General features: G+C 74.2%; 23 protein-coding genes. 21 read left to right on the forward strand and 2 right to left on the reverse strand.

Going from position 1 to position 23,267, the window contains the following annotated elements:
* Positions 1–54 precede the first annotated feature (54 nt).
* From ruvX to ACIBPB_RS19090, 17 genes are all read left to right on the forward strand, one after another.
* Entirely contained in the window at positions 55–516 is a 462-nt protein-coding gene (gene ruvX / locus ACIBPB_RS19010) for a Holliday junction resolvase RuvX (RefSeq protein ID WP_396840875.1), read from the forward strand.
* Positions 513–1,733 carry an endolytic transglycosylase MltG gene (gene mltG / locus ACIBPB_RS19015; RefSeq protein WP_396840876.1) on the forward strand — a complete coding sequence of 407 codons (1,221 nt, stop codon included), beginning with the start codon at positions 513–515 and terminating at the stop codon, positions 1,731–1,733. Before ruvX ends, mltG begins: the two co-directional genes overlap by 4 nt.
* On the forward strand, positions 1,730–2,539 hold the full coding sequence (locus tag ACIBPB_RS19020; protein WP_396840877.1) for a shikimate dehydrogenase: 810 nt from the start codon (positions 1,730–1,732) through the stop codon (positions 2,537–2,539). The genes mltG and ACIBPB_RS19020 overlap by 4 nt, the downstream gene beginning before the upstream one ends.
* A gap of 85 nt (positions 2,540–2,624) precedes the next feature.
* Positions 2,625–3,545, forward strand: coding sequence for a family 16 glycosylhydrolase (locus ACIBPB_RS19025; RefSeq protein ID WP_396840878.1), 921 nt, complete (start codon positions 2,625–2,627; stop codon positions 3,543–3,545).
* A gap of 100 nt (positions 3,546–3,645) precedes the next feature.
* Positions 3,646–4,878: a hypothetical protein gene (locus ACIBPB_RS19030; RefSeq protein WP_396840879.1), complete on the forward strand. Its 1,233-nt coding sequence runs from the start codon at positions 3,646–3,648 to the stop codon at positions 4,876–4,878.
* A 270-nt stretch (positions 4,879–5,148) separates the two neighbouring features.
* Positions 5,149–5,982, forward strand: a complete 834-nt coding sequence (locus ACIBPB_RS19035) for a phosphatase PAP2 family protein (RefSeq protein ID WP_396840880.1) — start codon at positions 5,149–5,151, stop codon at positions 5,980–5,982.
* A gap of 67 nt (positions 5,983–6,049) precedes the next feature.
* Positions 6,050–6,997, forward strand: a complete 948-nt coding sequence (locus tag ACIBPB_RS19040; RefSeq protein WP_396840881.1) for a glycosyltransferase — start codon at positions 6,050–6,052, stop codon at positions 6,995–6,997.
* Positions 6,998–7,130: 133 nt separating this feature from the next.
* On the forward strand, positions 7,131–9,137 hold the full coding sequence (locus tag ACIBPB_RS19045) for a delta-60 repeat domain-containing protein (protein ID WP_396840882.1): 2,007 nt from the start codon (positions 7,131–7,133) through the stop codon (positions 9,135–9,137).
* Positions 9,138–9,313: 176 nt separating this feature from the next.
* Positions 9,314–10,981 carry a Wzz/FepE/Etk N-terminal domain-containing protein gene (locus tag ACIBPB_RS19050; protein WP_396840883.1) on the forward strand — a complete coding sequence of 556 codons (1,668 nt, stop codon included), beginning with the start codon at positions 9,314–9,316 and terminating at the stop codon, positions 10,979–10,981.
* Positions 10,974–11,915 (forward strand): glycosyltransferase family 2 protein, encoded by a 942-nt coding sequence (locus ACIBPB_RS19055; RefSeq protein ID WP_396840884.1) that lies wholly within the window; start codon positions 10,974–10,976, stop codon positions 11,913–11,915. Before ACIBPB_RS19050 ends, ACIBPB_RS19055 begins: the two co-directional genes overlap by 8 nt.
* Positions 11,908–13,572 carry an O-antigen ligase family protein gene (locus tag ACIBPB_RS19060; RefSeq protein ID WP_396840885.1) on the forward strand — a complete coding sequence of 555 codons (1,665 nt, stop codon included), beginning with the start codon at positions 11,908–11,910 and terminating at the stop codon, positions 13,570–13,572. Before ACIBPB_RS19055 ends, ACIBPB_RS19060 begins: the two co-directional genes overlap by 8 nt.
* Entirely contained in the window at positions 13,569–15,107 is a 1,539-nt protein-coding gene (locus ACIBPB_RS19065) for a lipopolysaccharide biosynthesis protein (protein ID WP_396840886.1), read from the forward strand. The genes ACIBPB_RS19060 and ACIBPB_RS19065 overlap by 4 nt, the downstream gene beginning before the upstream one ends.
* Positions 15,108–15,120: 13 nt before the next feature.
* Positions 15,121–16,014, forward strand: coding sequence for a sulfotransferase domain-containing protein (locus ACIBPB_RS19070; protein ID WP_396840887.1), 894 nt, complete (start codon positions 15,121–15,123; stop codon positions 16,012–16,014).
* A 96-nt stretch (positions 16,015–16,110) separates the two neighbouring features.
* Positions 16,111–17,289, forward strand: coding sequence for a chorismate synthase (gene aroC / locus ACIBPB_RS19075; RefSeq protein WP_396840888.1), 1,179 nt, complete (start codon positions 16,111–16,113; stop codon positions 17,287–17,289).
* 55 nt (positions 17,290–17,344) lie between these two features.
* Positions 17,345–17,854: a shikimate kinase gene (locus ACIBPB_RS19080; protein WP_396840889.1), complete on the forward strand. Its 510-nt coding sequence runs from the start codon at positions 17,345–17,347 to the stop codon at positions 17,852–17,854.
* A 109-nt stretch (positions 17,855–17,963) separates the two neighbouring features.
* A complete protein-coding gene (locus ACIBPB_RS19085; protein ID WP_396840890.1) occupies positions 17,964–18,749 on the forward strand; it encodes a Scr1 family TA system antitoxin-like transcriptional regulator in 786 nt (261 codons plus the stop codon).
* Entirely contained in the window at positions 18,746–18,940 is a 195-nt protein-coding gene (locus ACIBPB_RS19090; protein WP_396840891.1) for a DUF397 domain-containing protein, read from the forward strand. The genes ACIBPB_RS19085 and ACIBPB_RS19090 overlap by 4 nt, the downstream gene beginning before the upstream one ends.
* Positions 18,941–19,047: 107 nt before the next feature.
* On the opposite strand, the gene ACIBPB_RS19095 is transcribed toward ACIBPB_RS19090, so the two are convergent.
* Together ACIBPB_RS19095 and ACIBPB_RS19100 are read right to left on the reverse strand one after the other, a co-directional pair.
* On the reverse strand, positions 19,048–19,851 hold the full coding sequence (locus ACIBPB_RS19095; RefSeq protein ID WP_396840892.1) for a cytochrome c oxidase assembly protein: 804 nt from the start codon (positions 19,849–19,851) through the stop codon (positions 19,048–19,050).
* Positions 19,848–20,390 carry a DUF2243 domain-containing protein gene (locus tag ACIBPB_RS19100; protein WP_396840893.1) on the reverse strand — a complete coding sequence of 181 codons (543 nt, stop codon included), beginning with the start codon at positions 20,388–20,390 and terminating at the stop codon, positions 19,848–19,850. Before ACIBPB_RS19100 ends, ACIBPB_RS19095 begins: the two co-directional genes overlap by 4 nt.
* Positions 20,391–20,483: 93 nt before the next feature.
* On the opposite strand from ACIBPB_RS19100, the gene aroB reads away from it, so the two are divergent.
* The 4 genes from aroB to nusB all read left to right on the forward strand — a co-directional run bounded on the left by aroB (position 20,484) and on the right by nusB (position 23,207).
* Positions 20,484–21,560, forward strand: a complete 1,077-nt coding sequence (gene aroB, locus ACIBPB_RS19105; protein WP_396840894.1) for a 3-dehydroquinate synthase — start codon at positions 20,484–20,486, stop codon at positions 21,558–21,560.
* A complete protein-coding gene (gene aroQ / locus ACIBPB_RS19110; RefSeq protein WP_396840895.1) occupies positions 21,557–21,985 on the forward strand; it encodes a type II 3-dehydroquinate dehydratase in 429 nt (142 codons plus the stop codon). Before aroB ends, aroQ begins: the two co-directional genes overlap by 4 nt.
* A 230-nt stretch (positions 21,986–22,215) precedes the next feature.
* Entirely contained in the window at positions 22,216–22,773 is a 558-nt protein-coding gene (gene efp, locus ACIBPB_RS19115) for an elongation factor P (RefSeq protein WP_396840896.1), read from the forward strand.
* Between the two features lie 23 nt (positions 22,774–22,796).
* Positions 22,797–23,207 carry a transcription antitermination factor NusB gene (gene nusB / locus ACIBPB_RS19120; protein WP_396840976.1) on the forward strand — a complete coding sequence of 137 codons (411 nt, stop codon included), beginning with the start codon at positions 22,797–22,799 and terminating at the stop codon, positions 23,205–23,207.
* Positions 23,208–23,267 lie beyond the last annotated feature (60 nt).

Raw genomic sequence — 23,267 nt, forward strand, 5'->3', positions numbered from 1 at the left:
AGGGCGGACCGGCCGGTCCGCCCTGGCCCGTACCGGAGGGGAGGTGTCCGGTAGATGGCTGACTCGACCACCGGCGTCCGCCTCGGGGTGGATGTCGGACAGGTCCGGGTGGGCGTGGCCCGTTCCGACCCGCACGGCATCCTGGCCACCCCGCTGGTCACCCTCGCCCGTGACCTGGCCACCGGCCCCGACGCGGTGCCCGGCGACATGGCGGAGCTGGTCCGGCTGGCCGCCGAGCACGAGGCGGTCGAGATCGTGGTCGGCCTCCCGGTGAACCTCGCCGGAAAGCATGGCCCGGCCGCGGCGAACGTATCGGCCTATGCTGCCCGGTTGGCCGATGTAATGGGGTCGATTCCGGTGACGCTGACGGACGAGAGGATGTCGACCGTGGTGGCTAGTCGTAGGCTGGCCGAACGGGGCGTCCGGGGAAAGCGCCAACGGGCGGTGGTCGACCAGGCCGCCGCGGTGGAGATTCTGCAGAGCTGGCTGGACGCACAGCGGAGGCGGACGCAATGATCGACGATCTTGATCTGGGGTTCGACGAGCCGGAGAGGGGGGAGAAGGGCCGGCACCGGCGCGGCGCGGTACGCAAGCGCAACGGCGGCTCGGGCGGCAGCCGGGGCAAGACGATCTTCGCTCTCCTGATGGCCATCGTGCTGCTGGGCGGCATCGGCGGCGGCGCGTACGTCGGCTTCGACCGGATCCGTAACCACTTCGTCACCCCGGATTACGACGGTCCGGGCTCGGGCGAGGCGACGGTGCAGGTCAAGGCGGGGGACACCCTCACCGACATCGGCAACTCCCTCTACGACGCCGGCGTGGTCAAGAGCACCAAGGCGTTCATCGAGGCCGCCGACGCGAACTCCCGCAGCAAGAACATCCAGGTCGGCACGTACAAGGTGCGCAAGCAGATGAAGGCCGCCGACGTCATCGTCCTGATGCTCGACCCGAAGAGCCGGGTGGTCGACGGGGTGACCATCCCGGAGGGCACGATCAGCCTCAACGTCTACGCGATCCTGTCCCGGGAGACCAAGATCCCGGTGGCCGAGTTCAAGGCCGCCGCGAAGGACCCGGTCAAGCTGGGCGTGCCGGCCTTCTGGTTCAACCGGCAGGACGGCAAGAAGGCCCCGAAGAGCATCGAGGGCTTCCTCTACCCGTCCACCTACGAGATCCCGCCGAAGGCCACCGCCGCGCAGATCCTCTCGATGATGGTCGACGAGTTCCTCCGCGTCACCGAGCAGCTCAACTTCGTCGACCGGGTGCAGAAGGAACGGAAGATCTCCCCGTACGAGGCGCTGGTCGCCGCCTCCATCGCGCAGGCCGAGGCGGTCGACCCGAAGGACTTCGCCAAGGTGTCCCGGGTGATCTACAACCGGGTCTACGCCGGCAAGATCGGCTGCAAGTGCCTGGGCATCGACAGCGGCATCAACTACTGGTTCCGGTTGCAGGGCAAGGATCCGAAGGACTCCAACGAGCTGCTGGCCAGCGAGATCCACAACCTGAAGAACCCGTACAACACGCACGACGTGGCCGGCCTGCCGATCACCCCGATCAGCAACCCGGGCGAGGGCGCGCTCAAGGGCGCGCTCGACCCGCCGACCGGGGACTGGATCTACTTCATGACGATCGACAAGAAGGGCACGATGGGCTACGGCTCCAACGACGCCGAATACCGCCGGCTCATCAAGACCATGTGCGACAACAAGGTGCTGACGGGATCGAACTGCGCGTGAGGGCCGCCGTCGTGGGCAAGCCGATCGCCCACTCGCTCTCCCCGGTCATCCACCAGGCCGGGTACGCGGCGGCCGGGCTGACCGGCTGGTCGTACACCCGGATCGAGTGCGCGGCCGACGAGCTGGCCGGCCTGGTCGCGGGCCTGGGCCCGGAGTGGGCCGGGCTGTCGGTGACCATGCCGGGCAAGGAGGCGGCGCTCGCGCTGGCCGGCGAGGCCTCCCCGGTCGCCGCCGCGGTGGGCGCCGCCAACACCCTGGTACGCCGCTGCGACGGCACCTGGTACGCCGACAACACCGACGTCACCGGCATGGTCGACGTGCTCACCGCCGCCGGGGTGCCGGCCGGGGCCACGGTGACCCTGCTCGGCGCGGGTGGCACCGCCCGGGCGGCGCTCGCGGCGGCGGCCCGGCTCGGCGCCGCCGAGGTGACCGTGGTGGCCCGCCGCCCCGAGGCGGTGCACGAGCTGCGCCCGGTGGCCCGGTCGGTCGGGGTGCCGCTGACCGGCGCCGGGTGGGACGGCGCGCCCGCGCACGCCCGCGCCGACGTGGTGATCTCCACGGTGCCGAAGGGGGTGGCCGACCCGCTGGCCGAGAACTTCGACTGGCGGCCCGGCACGGTCTTCTTCGACGCCCTCTACGACCCCTGGCCCACTCCACTCGCCGCGGCGGCGCTGGCCGCCGGCTGCCGGGTGGTCTCCGGCCTGGACCTGCTGCTGGCCCAGGCGGTCGACCAGTTCGCCCAGTTCACCGGGGTGCCCGCACCGGTCGAGGCGATGCGGGCGGCGCTGGCGGCGGCACGTCCCTGATCCGGGCCGGTCGGCCGCCGCGGCGGGTGGCGCGCGGCACCGGGATACGCTGCTGCCGCACCGCCGCCGACCCAGGGAGCCCTCCGTGACCGGGCAGCCGCCCCCGCACGACCGTCCGGCCCGGCCGGGCCGCCGGGCCGCGCTGCTCGGCGTCCTCGGCATCAGCCTCGTCACCACCCTGGCGGCCACCGCCACGCCGCCCCGGCACGCGGCGCGGACCGCCCCGGCCGGGCCGGTCACGCCGGCCGCCGTCCGGCCCGCGCCGCCGCCCACCGAGCCGCCCGGCGCCCACCTGCCCGGCTGGCGGCTGGTCTGGACGGACGAGTTCGACGGCACGGCGGTCGACCGGTCCCGGTGGAACGTCCGCGACGGCGAGGCGCGCGACATCGACCTTGGCTGCAACGTCGACGACCCGGCGAACGTCGCGGTGGCCGACGGGGTGCTGACCCTGCGGGTGCAGCGGCGGGTGGTCGCCTGCGGCTCCCAGCTGCGGCAGTACACCGAGAGCTACCTGGACACCATCGGCAAGGCCGCGTTCCGGTACGGCCGCTTCGAGGTGCGGGCGCAGGCGCCGGCCGGGCCGGCCGGGTCGCAGGGGCTGTGGCCGGCGTTCTGGCTGCGCGCCGACGACGCCGGCAAGGGCGAGATCGACGTGGTCGAGCTGCCCGGCGGCGCCGCGCACCACCGGGCCGCCACCCAGGCCATCTTCTACGACTACACGCCGGTGAAGCAGGACCAGCGCTGGCCGTTCCCGACCGGGCACCCGGGCGACGGCTTCCACACCTACACCACCGAGTGGGAGCCGGGGGTGATCCGCTGGTACGTCGACGGCCGGCAGGTGTGGCAGCGGGACCGGCGCAGCACGCCCTGGTTCGACGAGGTCTTCGACAAGCCCTACAACCTGCGGCTGAACGTCCAGGTCGGCGGCTGGCTCGGCGCGCCCGGCCCGGCCACCCGGTTCCCGGCCGACTTCCGCGTCGACTACGTCCGGGTCTGGCAGCGCTGACCGCCGACCCCGCCCGCCGTGCGCCGGCTGGCCGGCGGGCAATATCGTGGCCGCCGACGTGCCGGGGCAACGGGACGGGCACAGGGGAGGGCAGGGCGCGGTGCAGGATCCACGGAACCGCCAGGACGGCATCGGCTGGGTGAGCCGGGCCATCTTCGCCGACGCGCGGCTGTGGCTGGGCGTCGCGTCCGGCCCCGCGCCGCCGCCCCCGGGTCACCGGGTCGTCGCCCGGTACGCCGTGGTGCCCTCGGTGGAGCGGGCGAAGTTCCTGCTGCCGCTGGCCACCCGCCGGGTCGGCGCGGCGTCGACGCTGGCGTACAACGCGTTGCGGCCGCCCCGGGTCCGGGCCAACCGGCTCGCCGTCGGCGTGCTGGCGGGCCTGGGCGCCACCCGGCTGGCCCGGATGCCGGTGCTGACCGTCGCCGCCCCGGACGCCGCCGACCCGGCCGAGCTGCTGCTGACCGCGAGCCTCGCCCGGGCCGAGGGCCGGCCGCTGCACGCCGCGATCGGGATTCGGCCACCCGACCCGCACCACAAGCCGACGCTGCAACTCTTCGACGACCGGGGCGCGGCGTGGGCGTACGCGAAGGTGGGTTGGAACGAGGCGACCCGGGCGATGGTCCGCGCGGAGGCCGCGGCGCTGCGCGACCTGCCCCGCGGCGGCGGTGACCTGCCCGACGCGCCCCGCCTGCTGCGCGAGCTGAGCTGGGGTGACCTGGCGGTCACCCTGGTCGAGCCGATGCCCGCGGGCGTGCGCCGGCTGGCCCGCCCGGACCGGCCGGAGGTGGCCGCGATGCTGGCCGTCGCGCGGCGCGGCGGGCCGCCGGCCGCGCCCCGGCCCCTCGCCGGCTCACCGTTCCTGGCCGACCTCACCGCGCGGGCCGAACGCGCCGGCGGGCCGGTCGTGGCGGCGCTGGCGGCGCTCGCCGACCGGGACGGGGCGACCGCGCTGGAGTTCGGCCACTGGCACGGCGACTGGGTGCCGTGGAACCTCGGCACCCACCGGGGGCGGCTGTACGCCTGGGACTGGGAGAACAGCGGCGCCGCCCGGCCGGTCGGCTTCGACCTCGCCCACCAGGGCTTCCAGAGTGCCCTGTCGCTGCACGGGCGGCCGGCGGCGGAGGCGGCCGGCGAGATGACGGCGGCGCTGGCCCGGCACGGCCGGTCGCTCGGCCTCGACCCGGCCCGCTGCCGCCTCGTCGCCGACGCCTATCTCGTCGAGCTGTGGCTGCGGACCGCGGAGCTCGCCGCGGGTGGCGGCGGCTGGAGCCCGAAGCTGCACCCCGCGCTGCTGCACGTGCTCGCCGAGCGACTGCGACCGACCCGGGACTGAGCCGGTCCGGCGGGCCGACTGTCGGGGTGCCGACCGGCAAACCGGGGAAATGCCGCACGGCCCTCGCCCCCGCTACCGCTGGCCGGCACCCCTCCACTAAGGTGTCACCACTCGATCAACACTGCGGTGGTGACGGGTGCGATCGGTCCGGGCGGCGTGGGGCGCCCCCAGGGGTCGTAGGGTGCGGGAGGTCCGGCCGGTGGCTGGCATGGCAGAGAATGTGCGCGCGGCCGTCGTGGGGCACGCGGCCCGGACAGGTGGTGACCGACGGTGACGTTGATCTACCTGTGCGGGGCGCTCGCCGTGCTCGTGCCGGCGCTCGTCGTCCCGTGGCTGGCCACCCGGTGGGCGCCGGCCGTCGCCGCCAGCCGGACCGCCGACCGGCTGCGTCAGGCCGTCGCCGGACTCACCGACGCCTTCGGCCGGCTCGGTGCCGCCCTGGTCGTGCTGCTCGCCGGGTCCGCCGCGGTCATCGCGCTCTGCTGGCCGCTGGGCGAGGCGCTGTCCCGGCTCGAACCCCACGTCGACCACCCGGTCTTCGAGTACGTGCACGCCCGGCGGGTCGCCGGCTGGGCCGACCTGAACAGCTTCATCACGGCGATCGGCGACCGGTACCCGCTCAAGTGGGTCACCGTGGTCGGCGCCCTCGCCCTCGCCGTGGCGTGGCGCCGCCGGCGCTGGTGGCTCCCGCTGGTCGCGATGCCGTTGCAGTTCGTCCTCGAGCAGTACACCCAGCAGATCCTCGCCGTGGTGGTCGACCGCGGTCACCCGCCGACCGATCTGGGCACCTACCCGTCCGGCGGGTGCGCCCGGGTGCTGATGACCTTCGGCACCATCCTGGTGCTCGCCGGGTTCGTCTGGCACATCCCACGCCGGATCCGCGTCGGGCTGCTCACCGCGCTGGCCGTGCTGGTCACCGTGGAGGGCTACACCCGCGTCTACGCCGAGAAGCACTGGCTCACCGACGTCCTCGGCGGCTGGACCTTCGGCATCCTGCTCACCGCCGTGATGGTGTTCGCCGTCGCGGTCGCCGACGGGCGGGTCCGGCCCCCGGCGCAACGGCCCACCACCCCGGCCCGGGAACGCGTCCCGGTCGGCACCTGAACCGGCGGCCCGCCGCCAGCCCGCACCTGCCCCCACACCACCCCTCGATCGGAAGGTGGGCAACGACGTGACCACCCTTCTCGTCGCCTCCACCGGTGGACACCTCGCCGAACTGTACGACCTGAAGCCCCGGCTGGGCCTGGGTGACGACTGCGTCTGGGCGACCTTCGACTCGCCGCAGAGCCGGTCCCTGTTGGACGGTCACGAGGTCATCCACGTGCCGCCCGCGACCACCCGGGACGCGCTCGGCGCGCTGCGCGACCTGCTGGCCGCCCGCCGGGTGCTGCGCGGCGGCCGGTTCACCCGGGTGGTCAGCACCGGCGCCAGCGTGGCCATGTCGTTCTTCGTGCCCGCCAGCCGGCACGGGCTGGCCTGCCACTACATCGAGAGCGCGACCCGCACGGCCGGGCCGTCACTCACCGGCCGGCTGGTCTCCCGGGTGCCCCGCACCCGGCTCTACACCCAGCACCTGGACTGGGCCGACGAGCGGTGGCGCTACGGCGGCACCGTCTTCGACGGCTACCAGGCCAGCCGCCGGGCCACCCCCCGGCCGCTGTCCCGGATCGTGGTGGCCCTCGGCACGCACGGGCGGTTCGGCTTCCCCCGGCTGCTGGCCCGCCTGGTCGAGGTGGTGCCGCCCGAGGCGGAGGTGCTCTGGCAGGTCGGCTCCACCCGGATCCCCCGGATGCCGGCCGGGGCCCGCCCGCACGTCCCGTACGCCGAGATGCAGCAGGCGATGCGGGAGGCCGACGTCGTGGTGACCCACGCCGGCGTGGGCTCCGCGCTGGCCGCGATGCGGGCCGGCCACCGGGCCGTCTTCGTGCCGCGCCGGCGCAGCCACGGCGAGCACGTCGACGACCACCAGGTCGAACTGGCCCGGCAGCTGGACCGCCGGCAGCTGGTCCGGCACCGGGAGGCGGACGCCGTCACGGTCGAGGACCTGGCGGAGGCGGCGTCCTGGACGGTCGCGGCGACCGGCGCCGTGGCGCCGTTCGAGTGGACGGAGCTGGCATGAGGCCGCCACCAGACGGCCGACCCGGCAGCCCGCCCGGCCGGTCGACACCGGCCCCCGTCCGCACCGGGCACTCGGGACGCGACCCGTACGGCCGGGCCGGACCGAGCCGGTGATCGAGCGAACCGGACGGTTGATGGTGCGCAATGTCCGTTCCCCGCAAGCTACCCGTGATTTCTCTACCTCTTTGGGGGCAGTAGTGCTTCACAGAACGTCTCGTCCGGTGTGGCGGCGGTGGTGCGCCGTGCTCGCCGTACCGGTGCTCGCCGTCGGGCTGCTCGCGGCGCCGGCCGCCGCCGCCAATCCCACGCCGGTGACCAGCACGCTCACCTCGGCGAACCCGGCGGACAACACCCCGCACGCGCAGAACGGCGACAGCAAGGCGTTCGCCGAGATCGGCAACACCGTCTACGTGGGCGGGTCGTTCACCTCGGTGAAGGCGGCGGGCGACGCGAGCTGGACGGCCCGCAACTACCTGTTCGCGTACGACCGCTCCACCGGCGCGCTGAAGACCGGCTTCAACCCGGAGCTGAACGGCGCGGTGCACGCCCTCGCGGTCAGCCCGGACGGCAAGCTCATCGTCGGCGGCGCCTTCAACACCGTGAACGGGGTCAGCCGCAAGAACCTGGTCGAGCTGGACCCGGCCACCGGCGCGACGGTGACCAGCTGGGTCGGGCGCAGCGACGGCGGCCTGGTCCGGCGCACCGTCGTGGTCGGCAACAACCTCTACATCGCCGGCGCGTTCCACTGGGTCAACGGCACCCAGCACTCCCTGCTCGCCCGGCTGAACGCCACCACCGGCGCGATCGACGCGAGCTTCCAGATCGACGCCAGCGTCGCCCGGGCCAGCAGCGAGCTGGTCTGGGGCCTCGCCGTCTCGCCCGACAACAAGACCCTCGTCGCGGTCGGCAACTTCACCCAGGTCAACGGCCAGGCCCGCAACCAGGTCGTGGTCGTCGACCTCGACGGCACCCCGGCGGTCGCCGACTGGAGCACCCAGCGCTACGTCGCGCCGTGCTACAGCGACTCGTTCCCGTTCTACGCCCGGGACGTCGACTTCTCCGACGACGGCACGTACTTCGTCATCATCGCCGACGGCGGGCGGGGCACCGGCGCGTACTGCGACGCGATCGCCCGGTTCGAGACCGCCGCCCGGGGCGCCGGCATCGACGCCACCTGGGTCAACTACACCGGGACCGACTCGGTGACCTCGGTCGAGGTCGCCGACAACGTGGTCTACGTGGGTGGGCACTTCCGCTGGCTGAACAACGCCAACGGCAACGACGCGGCCGGCGCCGGTGCGATCAACCGGTTCGGCCTGGGCGCCCTGGACCCGGTCAACGGGCTGCCGCTGGTCTGGAACCCGACCCGCTCGGGTGCCCCGGCGGGCACCACCACCTGGGGCCCGATCATGTGGGAGCTGTGGCGCGGCAGCACCGGCCTGTACGCCGGCTTCGACTCCGACGGGGTGGGCAACGAGTACCACGGCCGGCTGGGCCACTTCCCGCTGGCCGGCGGCCGTACCGTGGCGGCGGTCAACGCCCCGTCCGCGGCGTCGGGCTACCTGTACGTCTCTGCCGCCGACGGGCAGGCGACCAAGGTGCCGTTCGACGGCAGCACGCTGGGCACCCCGGTCAGCAGCAGCCAGCCGAACCTGACCGCCGCCGGGGCGGCGTTCTCGGTCGGCAACAAGCTGTACTGGTCGAAGACCGACGCGAGCGCGCCGAACGGCAGCTACCTCGACGTGTCGATCTTCTCCGGCGGCTCGGTGGGCGCGCCGTGGGTCAGCAGCGGCTACAACGACTGGTTCAAGCCGTCGACGATGAGCGGCGCGTTCGCCCTGGACGGCCGGATGTACTACACCAAGTCCGGGACGAACAAGCTCTTCTACCGGTACCTGGAGCCGGACGGCTACATCCTCGGCTGCACCGAGTTCACCCTGCCCAGCATCGGCCTGGCCTGGGGCAACGTCCGGGGCCTGGCCTGGGTCAACGGCAAGATCGTGTACGGCAACCAGGACGGCTCGCTGCGGGCCGTGCCGTTCGACGGTGCGGCCGTCGACGGCGCCGCGTCGGTCGAGCTCGCGGCCGCCGGTGGCGCCGTGAACTGGTCGAGCCGGACGCTGTTCTTCGCCACCTCCTGACGGTCGGCCCGACCGGGCGGCCCGCCGCCGTCCCTGTGACCCGGCGGACCGCCCGGAGCGGCCGAACCGCTCTGCCGGCCGGGCGGCTCCGTCGGCCACAATGAGAGGTCACCGCCCCGGTCGGCCCGTGCCGCCCGGGGCGGTCACCGATCCCTCCATGCGCAAGGACCTGACTGATGGACGTGACCGACGTCGCTCCCGCCCGGCAGAGCCCGGTCGGCCTCGTCGAGCTGGCCCGCATCCCGCTCCGCCGGTGGCGGCTCGTGCTCGGCACGGCGGCGGCGGTGCTGGTGGCCGTGCTGGTCTACCTGTTCGTGCTGCCGGCGACGTACACCGCGACCACCGCCGTGGTGGTCCGGCCGGTGGTCACCGACCCGTTCTCGGTCCCCTCCGGCGGCGCCGACCGGGCGGTGAACATGACCGCCGAGAGCGGCATCGCCACCAGCAACGAGGTCATCGACAAGGTCGCCGCGATCACCGGCCGGGACACCAAGGAGGTGGCCGACGCGCTGGAGGTGGAGATCCCGGTCGGCGGGCAGGTGATGCGCTTCAACTACTCCGTCGACAGCGAGCGGGAGGCGGTCGCGGGCGCCAACGGGGCCGCCCAGGCCTACCTGGACCAGCGCCGTGGCATCTACGAGAACCAGCGCGCCGCCGTGCTCAAGTCCTACGACGAGACGATCGACGTGGTGACCGCCCAGCGCACCACCACCCAGCGGTCCCTGCCGGACCGCCAGTCGTCGGACAACCCGTCGCCGCGTACCAGCGCCCTGCTGGACCAGCTGCGGGCCCTCAACGACCAGCTCGCCACGCTGGCCGAGCAGCGCTCCAAGATCGCTTCGGCGGACCTCAGCCCCGGTTCGATCACCAGCGCCGCCCGTACCCCGGTGCCCTCCAGCCGCGACGCCGCCCCGCTGATCCTCGCCGCCGGCCTGCTCGGCGGCCTGCTGCTCGGCGGCCTGGTCGCGTTCGTCCGGGAGTCGCTGGACCGGCGGCTGCGCACCACCGCCGAGGCGGTCAGCGCGATCGGCGCGCCGCTGCTCGGCACGGTCCGCTGGGCGCGCAGCGGGCAGCCCGACGAATCCGACCTCCGCTACCTTTCGCTCGCCCTGGCCCGCTGGGTCGACGGCCCGCAGCGCGGCCCGCTGGTGCTGCTCTCCGCCGGCAGCGACGAGGGACGCGAGCAGGTGACCGCCGGCCTCGCCGCGATCCTGGCCGGCGCCGGTCACGAGGTGCGCCTGGGCGTCACCCCGGAGAGCCTGGACCGGATCCGGCCGCTGATGCTCGACGCGCAGCGCCGCAACCCGCCGACCGAGCCGGCGCTGACCAAGCTGCCCCGGCCGCGGCCGGCCCCGAGCCCGACCCCGGCCGCCGCCGGGACGCCGGCCGCCGCGGGGACCCCCGCCGCCGGCGGCGGCGACCCGGAGGCCACCGCGGTCATCCCCGCCGTGCGCAAGCCCCGCCCGTTCCCGACCTCGGACGCGAAGAACGGCGGCGTCTACCGCTCCACCACCACCGAGGACAAGACCCAGGTCATCCCGGCCGCCCGCACCGCCTCGACCGCCCCGACCACCCGCACCGACGGGCAGGAGCTGCGGATCGGCTCCGGCACCGTACGGCTGGTCGGGCTCGACGCCCCGCCCGCGGACGGCCTCACCCTGCTCGACGCGCCGCCCGCGCTGCACGACGAGCGGGGCGTACGGGCCGCCCGGGAGGGGCGCGCCGTGCTGGTGGCCGCCCGCGACCGGACCCGGTCGGCCCGGCTGGTCCGCCTGGTGGAGCGGCTGCGCTCGGTCGGCGTGGAGCCGTTCGGATTCGTGCTGACGGGAGAGGGACGTGACTGACCACGACCAGCCGGCGACCGGGCAGGCGTACCCGCCGGTGACCGTGGTGGTCGCCACCCGGGACCGGCCCGGGCTGCTGGAACGGGCCGTGGGCGCGGTGCTCGACCAGGACTATCCCGGTGCGGTGGAGTGCCTGGTCGTCTACGACCACACCGAGATCCGCCCGCTGGACCTGCCGGTGCCGGCCAACCGGAGCCTGCGGTACGTCAACAACACCCACTCCCGGGGCCTGCCGGGCGGCCGCAACACCGGCGCCGAGGAGGCGTCGCACGACCTGCTGGCCTTCTGCGACGACGACGACCGCTGGCTGCCCGCCAAGCTGCGCCGCCAGGTGGAGCTGCTGCTGGCCCGCCCGGACGCCGCGGCGGCCAGTTGCGGCATCCGGCTGGAGGGCCCCGGCATCGCCAAGGAACGCCGGCTCGACGCCGCCGAGGTGACCCTGCCCGACTTCGTCGAGGACCGGATCATGGAGGTGCACTCCAGCACCATCCTGCTGCCCCGCGCCACCTGGGACGCGGTCGGCCCGGTCGACGAGGAACTGCCCGGCGGGTACGGCGAGGACTACGAGTGGCTGCTCCGGATCGCCGCGCACGGGCCGGTGGTCATCGTGCCCGAGGTCCTGGTGGTGGTGGACTGGCACGGTGGCTCGTTCTTCTTCGGCCGCTGGGCGATGATCGTCGAGGCGACCCGCTACCTGATCGACAAGCACCCCGAGCTGGCCGGCAGCCGTACCGGGCTGGCCCGGCTGCACGGGCAGATCGCGTTCGCCCTCGCCGCCGGCCGGCGGCGCCGCGAGGCGGTCCGGGAACTGGGCCGGGTGATCCGGCTCAACCCGCGCGAAAAGCGGGTCCTGGTCACCGTGCCCGTGGTGCTCGGCCTGCTCTCCGGGGAGCGGGTGCTGCGGCTGGCCCAGCGGACGGGACGGGGTGTCTGACCGGACGGCGGCCACCGCCCCGCCGCCGGTGACCGGCCCCACCCGGACGCCGGGGCGCGCCGGCCGGTGGTCGCGGCGGTCGGCCGTGCCGCCGCTGCCGGTCTGGCCGCTGACGGTGATGTTCGCCCTGATGCCGCTCTGGTGGGCGCTCGGCGCGTTCTATCTCGGCTGGTCGGTCCTCGGCGTGGTGCTGCTCGCGCTGCTGGTCGCCCGCGGCCGGGTGCCGCTGCCCGCCGGGACCGCCTGCTGGCTGCTCTTCCTCGCCCTGGTGCTGCTCAGCGCCACCCGGCTGGACCGGGCCACCGCCTACTTCACCTTCGGGCTGCGCTACGGCTTCCTGGTGACGGCCCTCGTCGTCGGCGTGTACGCGCACGCCCTGGTCCGCGAGGGCGTCGCCTGGGAGCGGGTGCTGCGGCCGCTGGGCTGGTACTGGCTCGGCGTGGTGGCGCTGGGTTGGCTGGCCGTGCTCGCGCCCACCCTCACCCTCACCACGCCGGTGGAGTTGGTGCTGCCGCACGCGATCAGCGGGGAGCGGTTCGTCCAGGCGTTGACCCACGTGCGGGTCAACGAGTTCAACCCGGTGTCCCGTACGCCGATCTACCGCACCGCCGCGCCCTACCCGTACACGAACAACTGGGGCACCGCGTACGCGCTGCTGGTGCCGTGCGTGCTCGCGTACCTGACGTCGGTGCGGACCGGCCGGTTCCGGACCGTGCTCTGGGTGTCGCTGCCGCTGTCGGTGGTGCCGGCCTTCCTGACCCTCAACCGCGGCATGTTCCTGGGCCTCGGCGCCGGCCTGGTCTACCTGGGCCTGCGGGCCCTGCTGCGGGGCAACGCCCGGCTGATCGTCTCGATCGCCGGGCTGGTGCTGCTGGTCTGGGTGGTCAGCCTGGTGGTCCCGGTGCAGGACATGATCAACGCGCGGGTGAGCACCACCGACACCAACGTCGACCGGATGGACCTGTACCTGCGGACCTGGCAGGCGGTCGAACGGTCCCCGCTGCTCGGCTACGGCGCGCCGAAGAGCGTGGACACCACGCTGGCCGAGGAGCCGCTCGGCACCCAGGGGCTGATCTGGCAGATCCTCTACAGCCACGGCATCCCGGCGCTGGTGGTCTTCCTCTCCTGGCTGGTGCTGGTCGCCCGCCGGCTGGCCGCCGCGGTGTCGCCGGCCGGGTACTGGCTGAGCACCATCCCGGTGATCGCCCTGGTGGTGATCCCGGTGTACGCGTACATCGACCCGAACCTGTCGGTGATCTTCTTCGGTGTCGGCGCGGGGTTGGCCGCCGTCGCCGGCCCGGTCAACCGCCCCGCTCTCGGACCGTCGGCGATGTCCCGGCCGGCGCCGCTGACCCCGTGGCGGACCCGCGGTTTCGGCCGGGCCGCGGTGCCCGGCCGGCGGCGGCCGTCGGCGGCGGCCGGGGTGGCCGCCGTCCCGCTGCGCCTGGTGGACCGTCCCGGCGCCGACGTACCGCCCGCCGGTGCGGCGGCCCAGCCGGCGCCGGACCGTCCGGACCGTCCGGACCGTCCGGACCGCCCGGAGCGCTCGGAGCGCCCCGAACCGGCCGCCGGCTCGGCGGCGGTCCCGCCGAGGCCGCACCCGCCGCCGGCCACGCCGCAAGCCGGGATCGACGCGGACCGGGGAGGGACACCATGACCGGAACGACGACCGCGCCGGGCGGCACCGCCACCAGCGCCGACCGGGAGGTACGGCGCAGCACCCGCAGCGGCGCCGTCGGGCTACTCGGCGCGGCGGTCAACGGTGTGCTCGGGTTCGTGCTGACCGTGGTGATCGTGCGCGGGCTCGGGCCCGCCGGGTCGGGCGCCATGTTCACCGCGGTCGGCGTGGTCACCGTCCTGGCCGGGCTCTGCTGCGCGGGCGCGGACACCGCCCTGGTCTGGGCGCTGCCCCGGCGCAGCACGGGCCGCGACGGCGACGGGGCGCGGCTGCTGCCGGTGGCGCTGCTGCCGGCGCTGCTGTTCGGCGTCGCCGTGGCGGTGGCCGGCGTCGCCCTGTCCGGGCCGCTCGCGCCGGTCTTCTTCGACCCGGGCACCGCAGCCGGCGCCGACCTGCTCCGGCTGGCCTTCGCCGGGCTGCCGTTCGTGGTGGCGATGACCGTGCTGCTCGCCGCCGTCCGCGCGGTCCGGCCGGTCGCCGCGCTGGTCGCCGTGCAGTACGTGCTGCTGCCCGCGGCCCGGCCCGCGCTGGTGCTGGCCGCGGTCGCCGCCGGGGCGGGGGTCACCGTCGCGTTCGCCGGCTGGCTGGCCCCGGTGCTGGCGGCCGGGCTGGTCGCCGCGGCGCTGCTGGTCGGCCCGCTCGGCCTGACCCGCGGGGCCGCGCTGCGGCCGACCGGGCACGACTGGCGCACCCTGTGGGGCTTCGCCCTGCCCCGGGCCGCCTCGGCGGCCATCGACGCCAGCAGCATGTGGCTTACCGTGCTGCTCACCGCGGCCCTGGCCGGCCAGGCCGAGGCGGGCGTCATCGGCGCCGTCGGCCGGTACGCCCTGGCCGGGCTGCTCGTCATGCAGGGCCTGCGGGTGGCCGTCGCCCCGCAGCTGTCCCGGCTGCTCGGGGCGGGACGCACCGCCGAGGCGGCGCTGGTCTACCGCCGGATCACCAGCGTGATCATCGCGCTCTCCTGGCCCGGCTACCTGCTCCTGGCGATCTTCGCGCCGGGGTTCCTGCGGTTGTTCGGGGCGGAGTTCACCGCCGGTGCGGCCGCCATGGCGGTCCTCGCCGCCGGCATGATGGTCAACTCGGGCACCGGCATCGTGCAGACCCTGCTGCTGATGAGCGGCAGCAGCGGGCGGCACCTGGTCGCCGCCGCGACCGGCCTGGCGCTCAACGTCGGGCTGGCCCTGCTGCTGATCCCGGCCCACGGCGCGCTCGGCGCGGCGGCGGCCTGGACGGCCGGGATCGTGACCGAGAACGTGCTGGCCGCGGTGGCCGCCCGGCGGGTCGTCGGCGAGCCGCTGCTGACCCGTAACGTGCTCCGGGCGGCGGTCGCCGCCACGGCGGCCACCGTCGCGGTCGCCGGCGCGGGCGCGGCGGCCGGCGGGCGGGGAGTGGCCGGACTCATTCTCACCCTCGGGGTGGTGGTGCTGCTCGCCGGCGCGGCGCTGCTGCACCCCGGGGTACGCCGACGGGCCCGGGCCGCGGTGCCCACCCTGCTCGGCCGGGCACCGCGATGACGAGGAGGACGAGATGACGACGCTGCGGGACCGGGTCAAGACGCTGGTGCCCAGCCCGATGGTGAACGGGGTGCGCAGCTCGCTGGTGCGCTACGGGGAACGGACCAGCGACCGGCGCCCGCTGCCGGACTTCCTCATCATCGGCACGAAGCGCGGCGGGACCACCTCGCTCTGGCGCTACCTGCTGGAGCATCCGCTGGTGCCGCGGCTCTTCCCGGCGTGGAACACCAAGACCTCGCACTACTTCGAGGACACCCACGCCCGGGGCGAGGCCTGGTACCGCTCGCACTTTCCCACCGAGCGGCACCGGCGCGCCCTGGAACGCCGGCACGGCGGGCCGACCCGGGTGGGGGAGGCCGCGCCGCTGTACATGTTCCACCCGTTGGCCCCGGCCCGGGTCGCCGAGCTGATCCCGGCGGTGCGGCTGATCGTCCTGCTGCGCGACCCGGTCGAGCGGGCGTACTCGCACTGGAAGGAGCGGCGCACCGAGGGGGTGGAGCCGCTGGGCTTCGCCGACGCGCTCGCCGCCGAGGAGGAGCGCACCGCGGGGGAGCGGGAGAAGCTGATCGCCGACCCGACGTACGTCAGCAACGCCTACGACTGGTACAGCTACCGGGCCCGGGGTCGCTACCTGGAGCACCTGGCGCCCTGGCTGGACCGGTTCGACCGGGAGCAGCTGCTGATCCTGCCGAGCGAGACGCTGTACCGGGAGCCGGCCGTCACGTACGCCCGGGTGCTGGACTTCCTCGGCCTGCCGGCGCACCAGCTCGACCGGTACGAGGTCTTCAACGACCGGCGCAGCAGCGCCATGGACGACGCGGTCCGCGCCGAGCTGACCCGCTACTACGCGCCGCACAACCAGGCCCTCGCCGACCGGCTGGGGATGAGCTTCGACTGGGCCCGCTGACCGCCCCCACCCCGTCCTCCGGACGTCCGCGTCCGCAGGGCGGGACGGGACGGGCGGCGCACCGGGGCGGCCACCGGGCGTGACAGACTGACCGCTGTGTTGCGCTGGCTGACTGCAGGTGAATCGCACGGACCCGCCCTCGTCGCGCTGGTCGAGGGGGTGCCCGCCGGGGTCGAGGTGACCACGGCGGAGATCGCCGGTGAGCTGGCCCGGCGCCGGCTCGGCTACGGGCGCGGCGCGCGGATGGCGTTCGAGCAGGACGAGGTCGAGATCATCGGCGGGCTCCGGCACGGCGTGACGATCGGCAGCCCGGTGGCGATCCGGGTGGGCAACTCCGAGTGGCCCAAGTGGCAGACCGTGATGGCCGCCGACCCGGTCGACCCGGAGGAGTTGGCCCGGCAGGCCCGCAACGCCCCACTCACCCGGCCCCGTCCCGGCCACGCCGACCTGGCCGGCATGCAGAAGTACGGCCACACCGACGCCCGGCCGATCCTGGAGCGGGCCAGCGCCCGGGAGACCGCCGCCCGGGTGGCCGTCGGCACGGTGGCCAAGGCCCTGGTCAAGCAGGCGCTCGGCGTCGAGATCGTCTCGCACGTGGTGGAGCTGGGCCCGGTCGCCGTGAAGCCGGGCCTGCGGCCCACCCCGGAGGACGCGGTCCGGATCGACGCCGACCCGCTGCGCTGCCTCGACCCGGAGGCCAGCGCCCGGATGGTGGCCGAGGTCGACGCCGCGAAGAAGGCCGCCGACACGCTCGGCGGCGTGGTCGAGGTGCTGGCGTACGGGGTGCCGCCCGGCCTGGGCAGCCACGTGCAGTGGGACCGCAAGCTCGACGCCCGGCTGGCCGCCGCGCTGATGTCCATCCAGGCGATCAAGGGGGTGGAGATCGGTGACGGGTGGCAGCAGGCCCGGTCCCGGGGCTCCGCCGCGCACGACGAGATCATCCCGACCGCGACCGGGGTACGCCGGGTGACCGACCGGGCCGGCGGCCTGGAGGGCGGCATCACCACCGGCGAACCGCTGCGGGTGAAGGCCGCGATGAAGCCGATCTCCTCGCTGAACCGGGCGCTGTCCACGGTCGACGTCAGCACCGGCGAGCCGGCGACCGCGATCAACCAGCGTTCCGACGTCTGCGCGGTGCCGGCCGCCGCGGTGGTCGCCGAGGCGATGGTGGCGCTGGTGCTGGCCGAGGCGGCGGTGGAGAAGTTCGGCGGCGACTCGGTCGCCGAGCTGCGCCGCAACCTGGCCGGCTACCTCGACAATCTGGTGATCCGATGAGCGCGAGGAACGCAGCGCAGCGGAGTCCCGCAGCCGCGAATGAAGGGTGGCTCCGATGAGCACCCGGCCGGTCTGCGTGCTGGTCGGGGCGCCCGGCTCCGGCAAGACCACGGTGGGGCAGGCGCTCGCGGCGATCCTCGGTGTGGCGTTCCGGGACACCGACGCCGACATCGAGGCGCTGGCGGGCAAGCCGATCCCGGAGATCTTCGTGGACGAGGGGGAGGAGCACTTCCGTACCCTCGAACGGGCCGCGGTGGCGGCGGCGCTGGCGGCGCATCCGGGCGTGCTCGCCCTCGGCGGCGGTGCGGTCCTCGCCGAGGAGAACCGGGCCGCGCTGATCGGGCACACCGTGGTGCACCTGTCGGTGGAGTTGCCCGACGCGGTGAAGCGGATCGGCCTGGGGGCCGGCCGGCCGTTGCTGGCGCTCAACCCGCGCGCCACGCTCAAGCACCTGATGGAGCAGCGCCGGCCGCTCTACGCCGAGGTGGCCACCGCGACCGTGGTCACCGACGGGCGCACCCCGCAGGAGCTGGCCGCCGAGATCGCCGCGCTGCTCAAGCCCTGATGCGGGGGTGCCGCTCCGGCCGAGGATCCCCTGGACCGCCTGCCACCCACAGTGGAGAATGCCAGGGCATACTACGGAGCGCGTTCGCACGGTTGCAGAAGGAGTCGTGGTGGACTTCGACATGTGGATCCGCGCCTTGAAGGCCGCGCGGGCGAGTGCGGACGTCTCCCAGGAGCGGATGGCGAGCCTGGTCAAGTGGAGTCCGTCCACGGTGGCGGCGATCGAGACCGGCCGGCGCAGGCCGACCCGCGAGTTCGCGATCGCGGCCGACCAGGTGCTGGAGACCGGTGGCCTGCTGACCGAGCTGCTGGAGGCGGCCGACCGGGAACGCTCGCCGAGCTGGTTCGCCACCTGGCGCTCCTACGAGTCGCAGGCCGTGCGGCTGCGCGCCTTCGAGCCCTGCCTGATCCCGGGACTGCTCCAGACCGAGGAGTACGCCCGGGCGATCATCTCGGCCGGCGGGTTGAACCCGTCGGACACGGTGGACGAGCTGGTCAGCGTCCGGATGGAGCGGCAGCACCTACTGACCCGGGACGAGCCCCCAGAATGCATCTTCATCCTGGACGAGAGCGCGCTGCGCCGGCCGATCGGCGGTCCTGCGGTGCTCGATGCACAGCTCGGGCACCTGCTGGAGTTCGCCCGGCTCCCGCACGTCCACCTCCACGTCATCCCCAACGAGGCTGGCGCGTACGTCGGGCTCACCGGCAATCTTCTGTTGGCGGATCTGCCCGACGGCGAGCAGATTCTCTACCTGGAAGACATCGCCCGGGGCAGGGTGGTTGACGACCCGGACGCATTGCATCTGGTCCGGCGTAAGTGGGATAGCCTGCTCGGTGAGGCGGTATCCGAGCGGGCCTCGCTGGATCTGATCACGAAGCTGAAGGTGACCCCATGACCATCACCGATGGCCCTCGCTGGCGGACGTCGACCCGGTCCGGTGACACCGGCGGTGCCTGCGTGGAGGTCGCGGACAACCTGCCGGGTCGGGTGCTGATCCGGGACAGCAAGGACCGGCAGGGGCCGGTGCTGACCTTCGCGCCCGAAGCCTGGCGCGCGTTCCTCGGGTACGCCAGAACCCGCCCGTAATCCGGCCGGCAGGCCGAGGTGGCGACCGCTACGGTGGTCCCCGACGGGCGTACCTCGCGGGAGTTGGCCGCCGAGATCGCGGCGCTGCTCAAACCCTGAGGCGCTGCTCAAGCCCTGACCGGTGCGGCCCCCGCCGGTGCGGACCGCGCGGTGCGGCGGCGCCGGGCCGGCTCGGGCCGCCAGGTGGCGAGCAGCGCGAGCGCCAGCGCGATCTCGGCCAGGTCACCCAGGTAGTACATGAGCGTCGCCCCGGCCCGCAGCTCGGCGGCGGTGGCCGGCACGTCCACGAGCACCCCGGCGTAGAGCAGTTGGGCGATGGTGGCGTGCGCGGCGACCCCGAGCCCGAGCACCACCAGCCGCACCGGCACCCGGGGGCGGTGCGGGCCCGGGTCCGGCCCGGCGATCGACCAGGCGAACAGCGTGCCGCTGAGCAGGAAGTGCAGGTTCACGAGCGCGTGCAGGGCCGGGCTGTCCAGGGTCGCCCGGTAGAGCGGGGTCAGGTAGAGCAGCCACAGGCCGCCGGCGGTGAGCAGCAGGCCGGTCACCGGGTGGCCGAGCACCCGGGCGACCGGATGCCGCAGCAGGCGGACCAGCGCCCGGCCGGTACGCCGGTCCAGGGTGCGTAGCAGCAGCGTCACCGGCGCGCCGAGCACCAGCGCCAGCGGCGCCAGCATGCCGATCAGCAGGTGCTGCCACATGTGCCCGACGAAGTCAGCCGCGGGCCACCACAGCCCGGCCACCAGCAGCAGCGCACCCAGCCCGAAACTCGCCGTCCGGGCGTGCGGCCAGCCCGGCCCGCCCGGGTCGCGCAGCCGCAACGCCGCGGCCAGGTACGCCCAGAACACCACCACCGGCACCAGCGCGGTCGCCGGGAAGCCACCGGCGGCGTGCCCGGCGTGGGCGAGGCTCACCGGCGCTCCGGCGCGCAGAGGTCCACGGCGTCGGCCCGGCGCTGGATCGCCCAGCCGACCGCGACGAGTACCACGCCGAGGGCGAGGAAACCGAGGTCCCACCAGGTCTGGTGCGGGCCGCCGCGGACGTGGTGGATGCCGAGCAGGTGGTGGTCGATGATCCCCTCGACCAGGTTGAACAGCCCCCAGCCGACCAGCACCCAGCCCCAGAGCATCGGCGAGCGCCAGAGTCGGCCGCGGGAGTGGGTCACCCGGGCGTAGAGCAGGGCCAGCCCGGTCAGCACCGCCACCCAGGTGACGACGTGGAACAGGCCGTCCCACACGGTGTTCATCTGCAGCCCCGGCACGGTGTCGACCGGATAGTCCTTGATCCCCACCCGGTCGGTGGCGGTGCTGCTGAGCATGTGGTGCCACTGGAAGACCTGGTGCAGGAGGATGCCGTCGACGAAACCACCCAGGCCGATGCCGAGGATCGTGGCGGGCAGCCGGATGCTCGTCCCGGACTCCGGTCGCGTCAGGTGTGGTGTCCGCTCGCTCATCCGGCCGCCGTACCCGGGGGTCCGGCCGGGCAAACGCCCCACGGAGTGGACAGTCGCCCCGCCGGGGCCGGGTGCTGGACTAGGCTGCCCGCGATGGACGAGGTGACCCGGATCCCGGTCGGCGGCGAGCGGCCGTACGACGTGCTCGTGGGACGTGACCTGCTCGACCCGCCGCCCCGCCTGCTGCCCGGCGCGGAGCGGGTCGCCTTCCTGCACGCGCCCCCGCTGAAGGGCCTGGCCGACAGGCTGGCCGAGCGGGTGCGCGCGGCCGGCGTGACGCCGCTGCTGATCGAGGTGCCGGACGCCGAGGCGGGCAAGCACGTGGACGTGGCGGCGGCCTGCTGGGACCGGCTCGGCGCGGCCGGCTTCACCCGCACCGACGCGGTGGTCGGGGTGGGCGGCGGCGCGGTCACCGACCTGGCCGGGTTCGTCGCGGCCTGCTGGCTGCGCGGGGTGCGCTGGGTACCGGTGGCCACCTCGCTGCTCGGCATGGTGGACGCCGCCGTCGGCGGCAAGACCGGGATCAACACCGCCGCTGGCAAGAACCTGGTCGGCGCCTTCCACCCGCCGGCCGGGGTGATCTGCGACCTGGCGACCCTGGACAGCCTGCCCCGGGCCGACCTGGCCGCCGGGATGGCCGAGGTGGTCAAGTGCGGGTTCATCGCCGACCCGGTGATCCTCGAGCTGGTGGAGCGGGATCCGGCCGCCGCGCTCGACCCGACCGGGCCGGTGGCCCGCGAGCTGATCGAACGCGCGGTGCGGGTCAAGGCCGGCGTGGTCGCCGGCGACCTGCGCGAGTCCGGGGTACGCGAGGTGCTCAACTACGGGCACACTCTGGCGCACGCGATCGAGAAGGTGGAGGGCTACCGCTGGCGGCACGGCCACGCCGTGGCGGTGGGGCTGGTCTACGCGGCCACCCTGGCCCGGCTCGCCGGCCGGCTCGACGCGGCCACCGCCGAGCGGCACCGCGCCGTGCTGGCCGCCCTCGACCTGCCCACCGGCTACCGGGCCGACGCCTGGCCGGAACTGCTGGCCGCGATGCGGGTGGACAAGAAGGCCCGGGGCAACACGCTGCGGTTCGTGGTGCTGGACGGCCTGGCCCGCCCGGCGATCCTGGCCGGCCCGGACGACGAGCTGCTGGCCGCGGCGTACCGGGAGATCAGCTCGTGAAGGTCTACGTGCTCAACGGGCCGAACCTGGGCAGGCTCGGCACCCGCCAGGTCGACGTCTACGGGGTGACCAGCTACGCCGACCTGGTGACCATGTGTGAGGAGACCGGCCGGGAGTTGGGCCTGGACGTGGTGGTCCGGCAGACCGACGCCGAGCACGAGCTGCTGGGCTGGCTGCACGAGGCGGCCGACGAGGCGGCGGCCGTGGTGCTCAACCCGGCCGCCTGGTCGCACTACTCGATCGCGGTACGCGACGCCTGCGCGCTGCTGCGCGGCCCGCTGATCGAGGTGCACATCTCCAACATCCACGCCCGCGAGGAGTTCCGGCACCATTCCGTGGTCTCCGCCGTCGCCACCGGCGTGATCTGCGGCCTCGGCGTCAACGGCTACCGCCTGGCCCTCCACCACCTCACCACCCTCCCCTAACCCCCCTCCTCCCCCTCCCTCCCCTCCCTCGCGCCGCCCCGCCTCACGCGCCGATCATGGAGTTGTGGCGCCTCGAATGCCGGATTGACTCCCTTTGTCAGGTGCCACAACTCCATGATCGCGGGGGCAGGGGGGTGGGGAGGGAGGGGTGGGTGTAGCGCGGGGAGGCCGGGTCGACACAGCTAGTAGACTTCGTGGGTCTGTCCGCCAATTGATGATCAAGGCAGGAAATGGCCACCACCAACGACCTCAAGAACGGCCTGGTGCTCAACCTCGACGGCGAACTCTGGGCCGTCGTCGAGTTCCAGCACGTCAAGCCCGGTAAGGGTGGCGCATTCGTGCGTACCACGCTGAAGAACGTGCTGTCCGGGAAGGTGGTCGACAAGACCTTCAACGCGGGCACCAAGGTCGAGACCGCGACCGTCGACAAGCGCACCATGCAGTACCTCTACGCCGACGGCGAGGACTTCGTCTTCATGGATCTGGAGACGTTCGACCAGATCACCGTCCCCGGCGGCACCGTCGGCGAGGCCGCCAACTACCTCCTCCCCGAGGCTGAGGCGACCGTCGCCACCCACGAGAGCGTGCCGCTCTACATCGAGCTGCCCACCTCCGTGGTGCTCGAGGTCACCTACACCGAGCCGGGTCTGCAGGGCGACCGGTCGACCGGCGGCAACAAGCCGGCCACCGTCGAGACCGGCGCGACCGTGCAGGTGCCGCTCTTCATCACCACCGGCGAGAAGATCAAGGTCGACACCCGCGACGGCCGTTACCTCGGCCGCGCCTGATGGCTGAGGGTCCCAAGCAGCAGATGCCGGCGCGCCGCAAGGCGCGCAAGCGGGCGCTGGACGTGCTCTTCGAGGCCGATCTGCGGGACCGGCCCCCGGTCGAGGTGCTCGCCGGCTACCTCGAGCGGATCGAGAAGCCCCACCCGGAGCACCTCGGCTACGCGGTGGGCCTGGTCGAGGGGATCGCGGCGCACCTGGACCGGATCGACGAGGTGATCGCCAGCTACGCCGAGGGCTGGACGCTCGACCGGATGCCGACGGTCGACCGCAACCTGGCCCGGATCGCCGTCTACGAGTTGCTCTACGTCGACGAGATCGACGACGCGGTGGCGATCAGCGAGGCCGTCGAGCTGGCCCGGCAGATGTCGACCGACGACTCGCCGCGCTTCCTCAACGGCCTGCTCGGCCGGATCGCCGAGTACGCGACCCGCTGACGCAGCCGCCCCGGAGCACGAGAAGGGGCCTGCGCCCGACGGCGCGATCCCGGAGCACGA

Origin of the sequence: Micromonospora sp. NPDC049836 (assembly GCF_044465125.1) — a bacterium.
GTDB lineage: Bacteria > Actinomycetota > Actinomycetes > Mycobacteriales > Micromonosporaceae > Micromonospora.

Coding starts and splice junctions, on each gene's coding strand:
- ACIBPB_RS19070 (WP_396840887.1), top strand. CDS start 15,121: ATGACGACGCTGCGGGACCGGGTCAAGACGCTGGTGCCCAGCCCGATG.
- ACIBPB_RS19050 (WP_396840883.1), top strand. CDS start 9,314: ATGGACGTGACCGACGTCGCTCCCGCCCGGCAGAGCCCGGTCGGCCTC.
- ruvX (WP_396840875.1), top strand. CDS start 55: ATGGCTGACTCGACCACCGGCGTCCGCCTCGGGGTGGATGTCGGACAG.
- ACIBPB_RS19065 (WP_396840886.1), top strand. CDS start 13,569: ATGACCGGAACGACGACCGCGCCGGGCGGCACCGCCACCAGCGCCGAC.
- nusB (WP_396840976.1), top strand. CDS start 22,797: ATGCCGGCGCGCCGCAAGGCGCGCAAGCGGGCGCTGGACGTGCTCTTC.
- aroB (WP_396840894.1), top strand. CDS start 20,484: ATGGACGAGGTGACCCGGATCCCGGTCGGCGGCGAGCGGCCGTACGAC.
- ACIBPB_RS19045 (WP_396840882.1), top strand. CDS start 7,131: ATGGTGCGCAATGTCCGTTCCCCGCAAGCTACCCGTGATTTCTCTACC.
- ACIBPB_RS19100 (WP_396840893.1), bottom strand. CDS start 20,390: ATGAGCGAGCGGACACCACACCTGACGCGACCGGAGTCCGGGACGAGC.
- mltG (WP_396840876.1), top strand. CDS start 513: ATGATCGACGATCTTGATCTGGGGTTCGACGAGCCGGAGAGGGGGGAG.
- efp (WP_396840896.1), top strand. CDS start 22,216: ATGGCCACCACCAACGACCTCAAGAACGGCCTGGTGCTCAACCTCGAC.
- ACIBPB_RS19080 (WP_396840889.1), top strand. CDS start 17,345: ATGAGCACCCGGCCGGTCTGCGTGCTGGTCGGGGCGCCCGGCTCCGGC.
- ACIBPB_RS19090 (WP_396840891.1), top strand. CDS start 18,746: ATGACCATCACCGATGGCCCTCGCTGGCGGACGTCGACCCGGTCCGGT.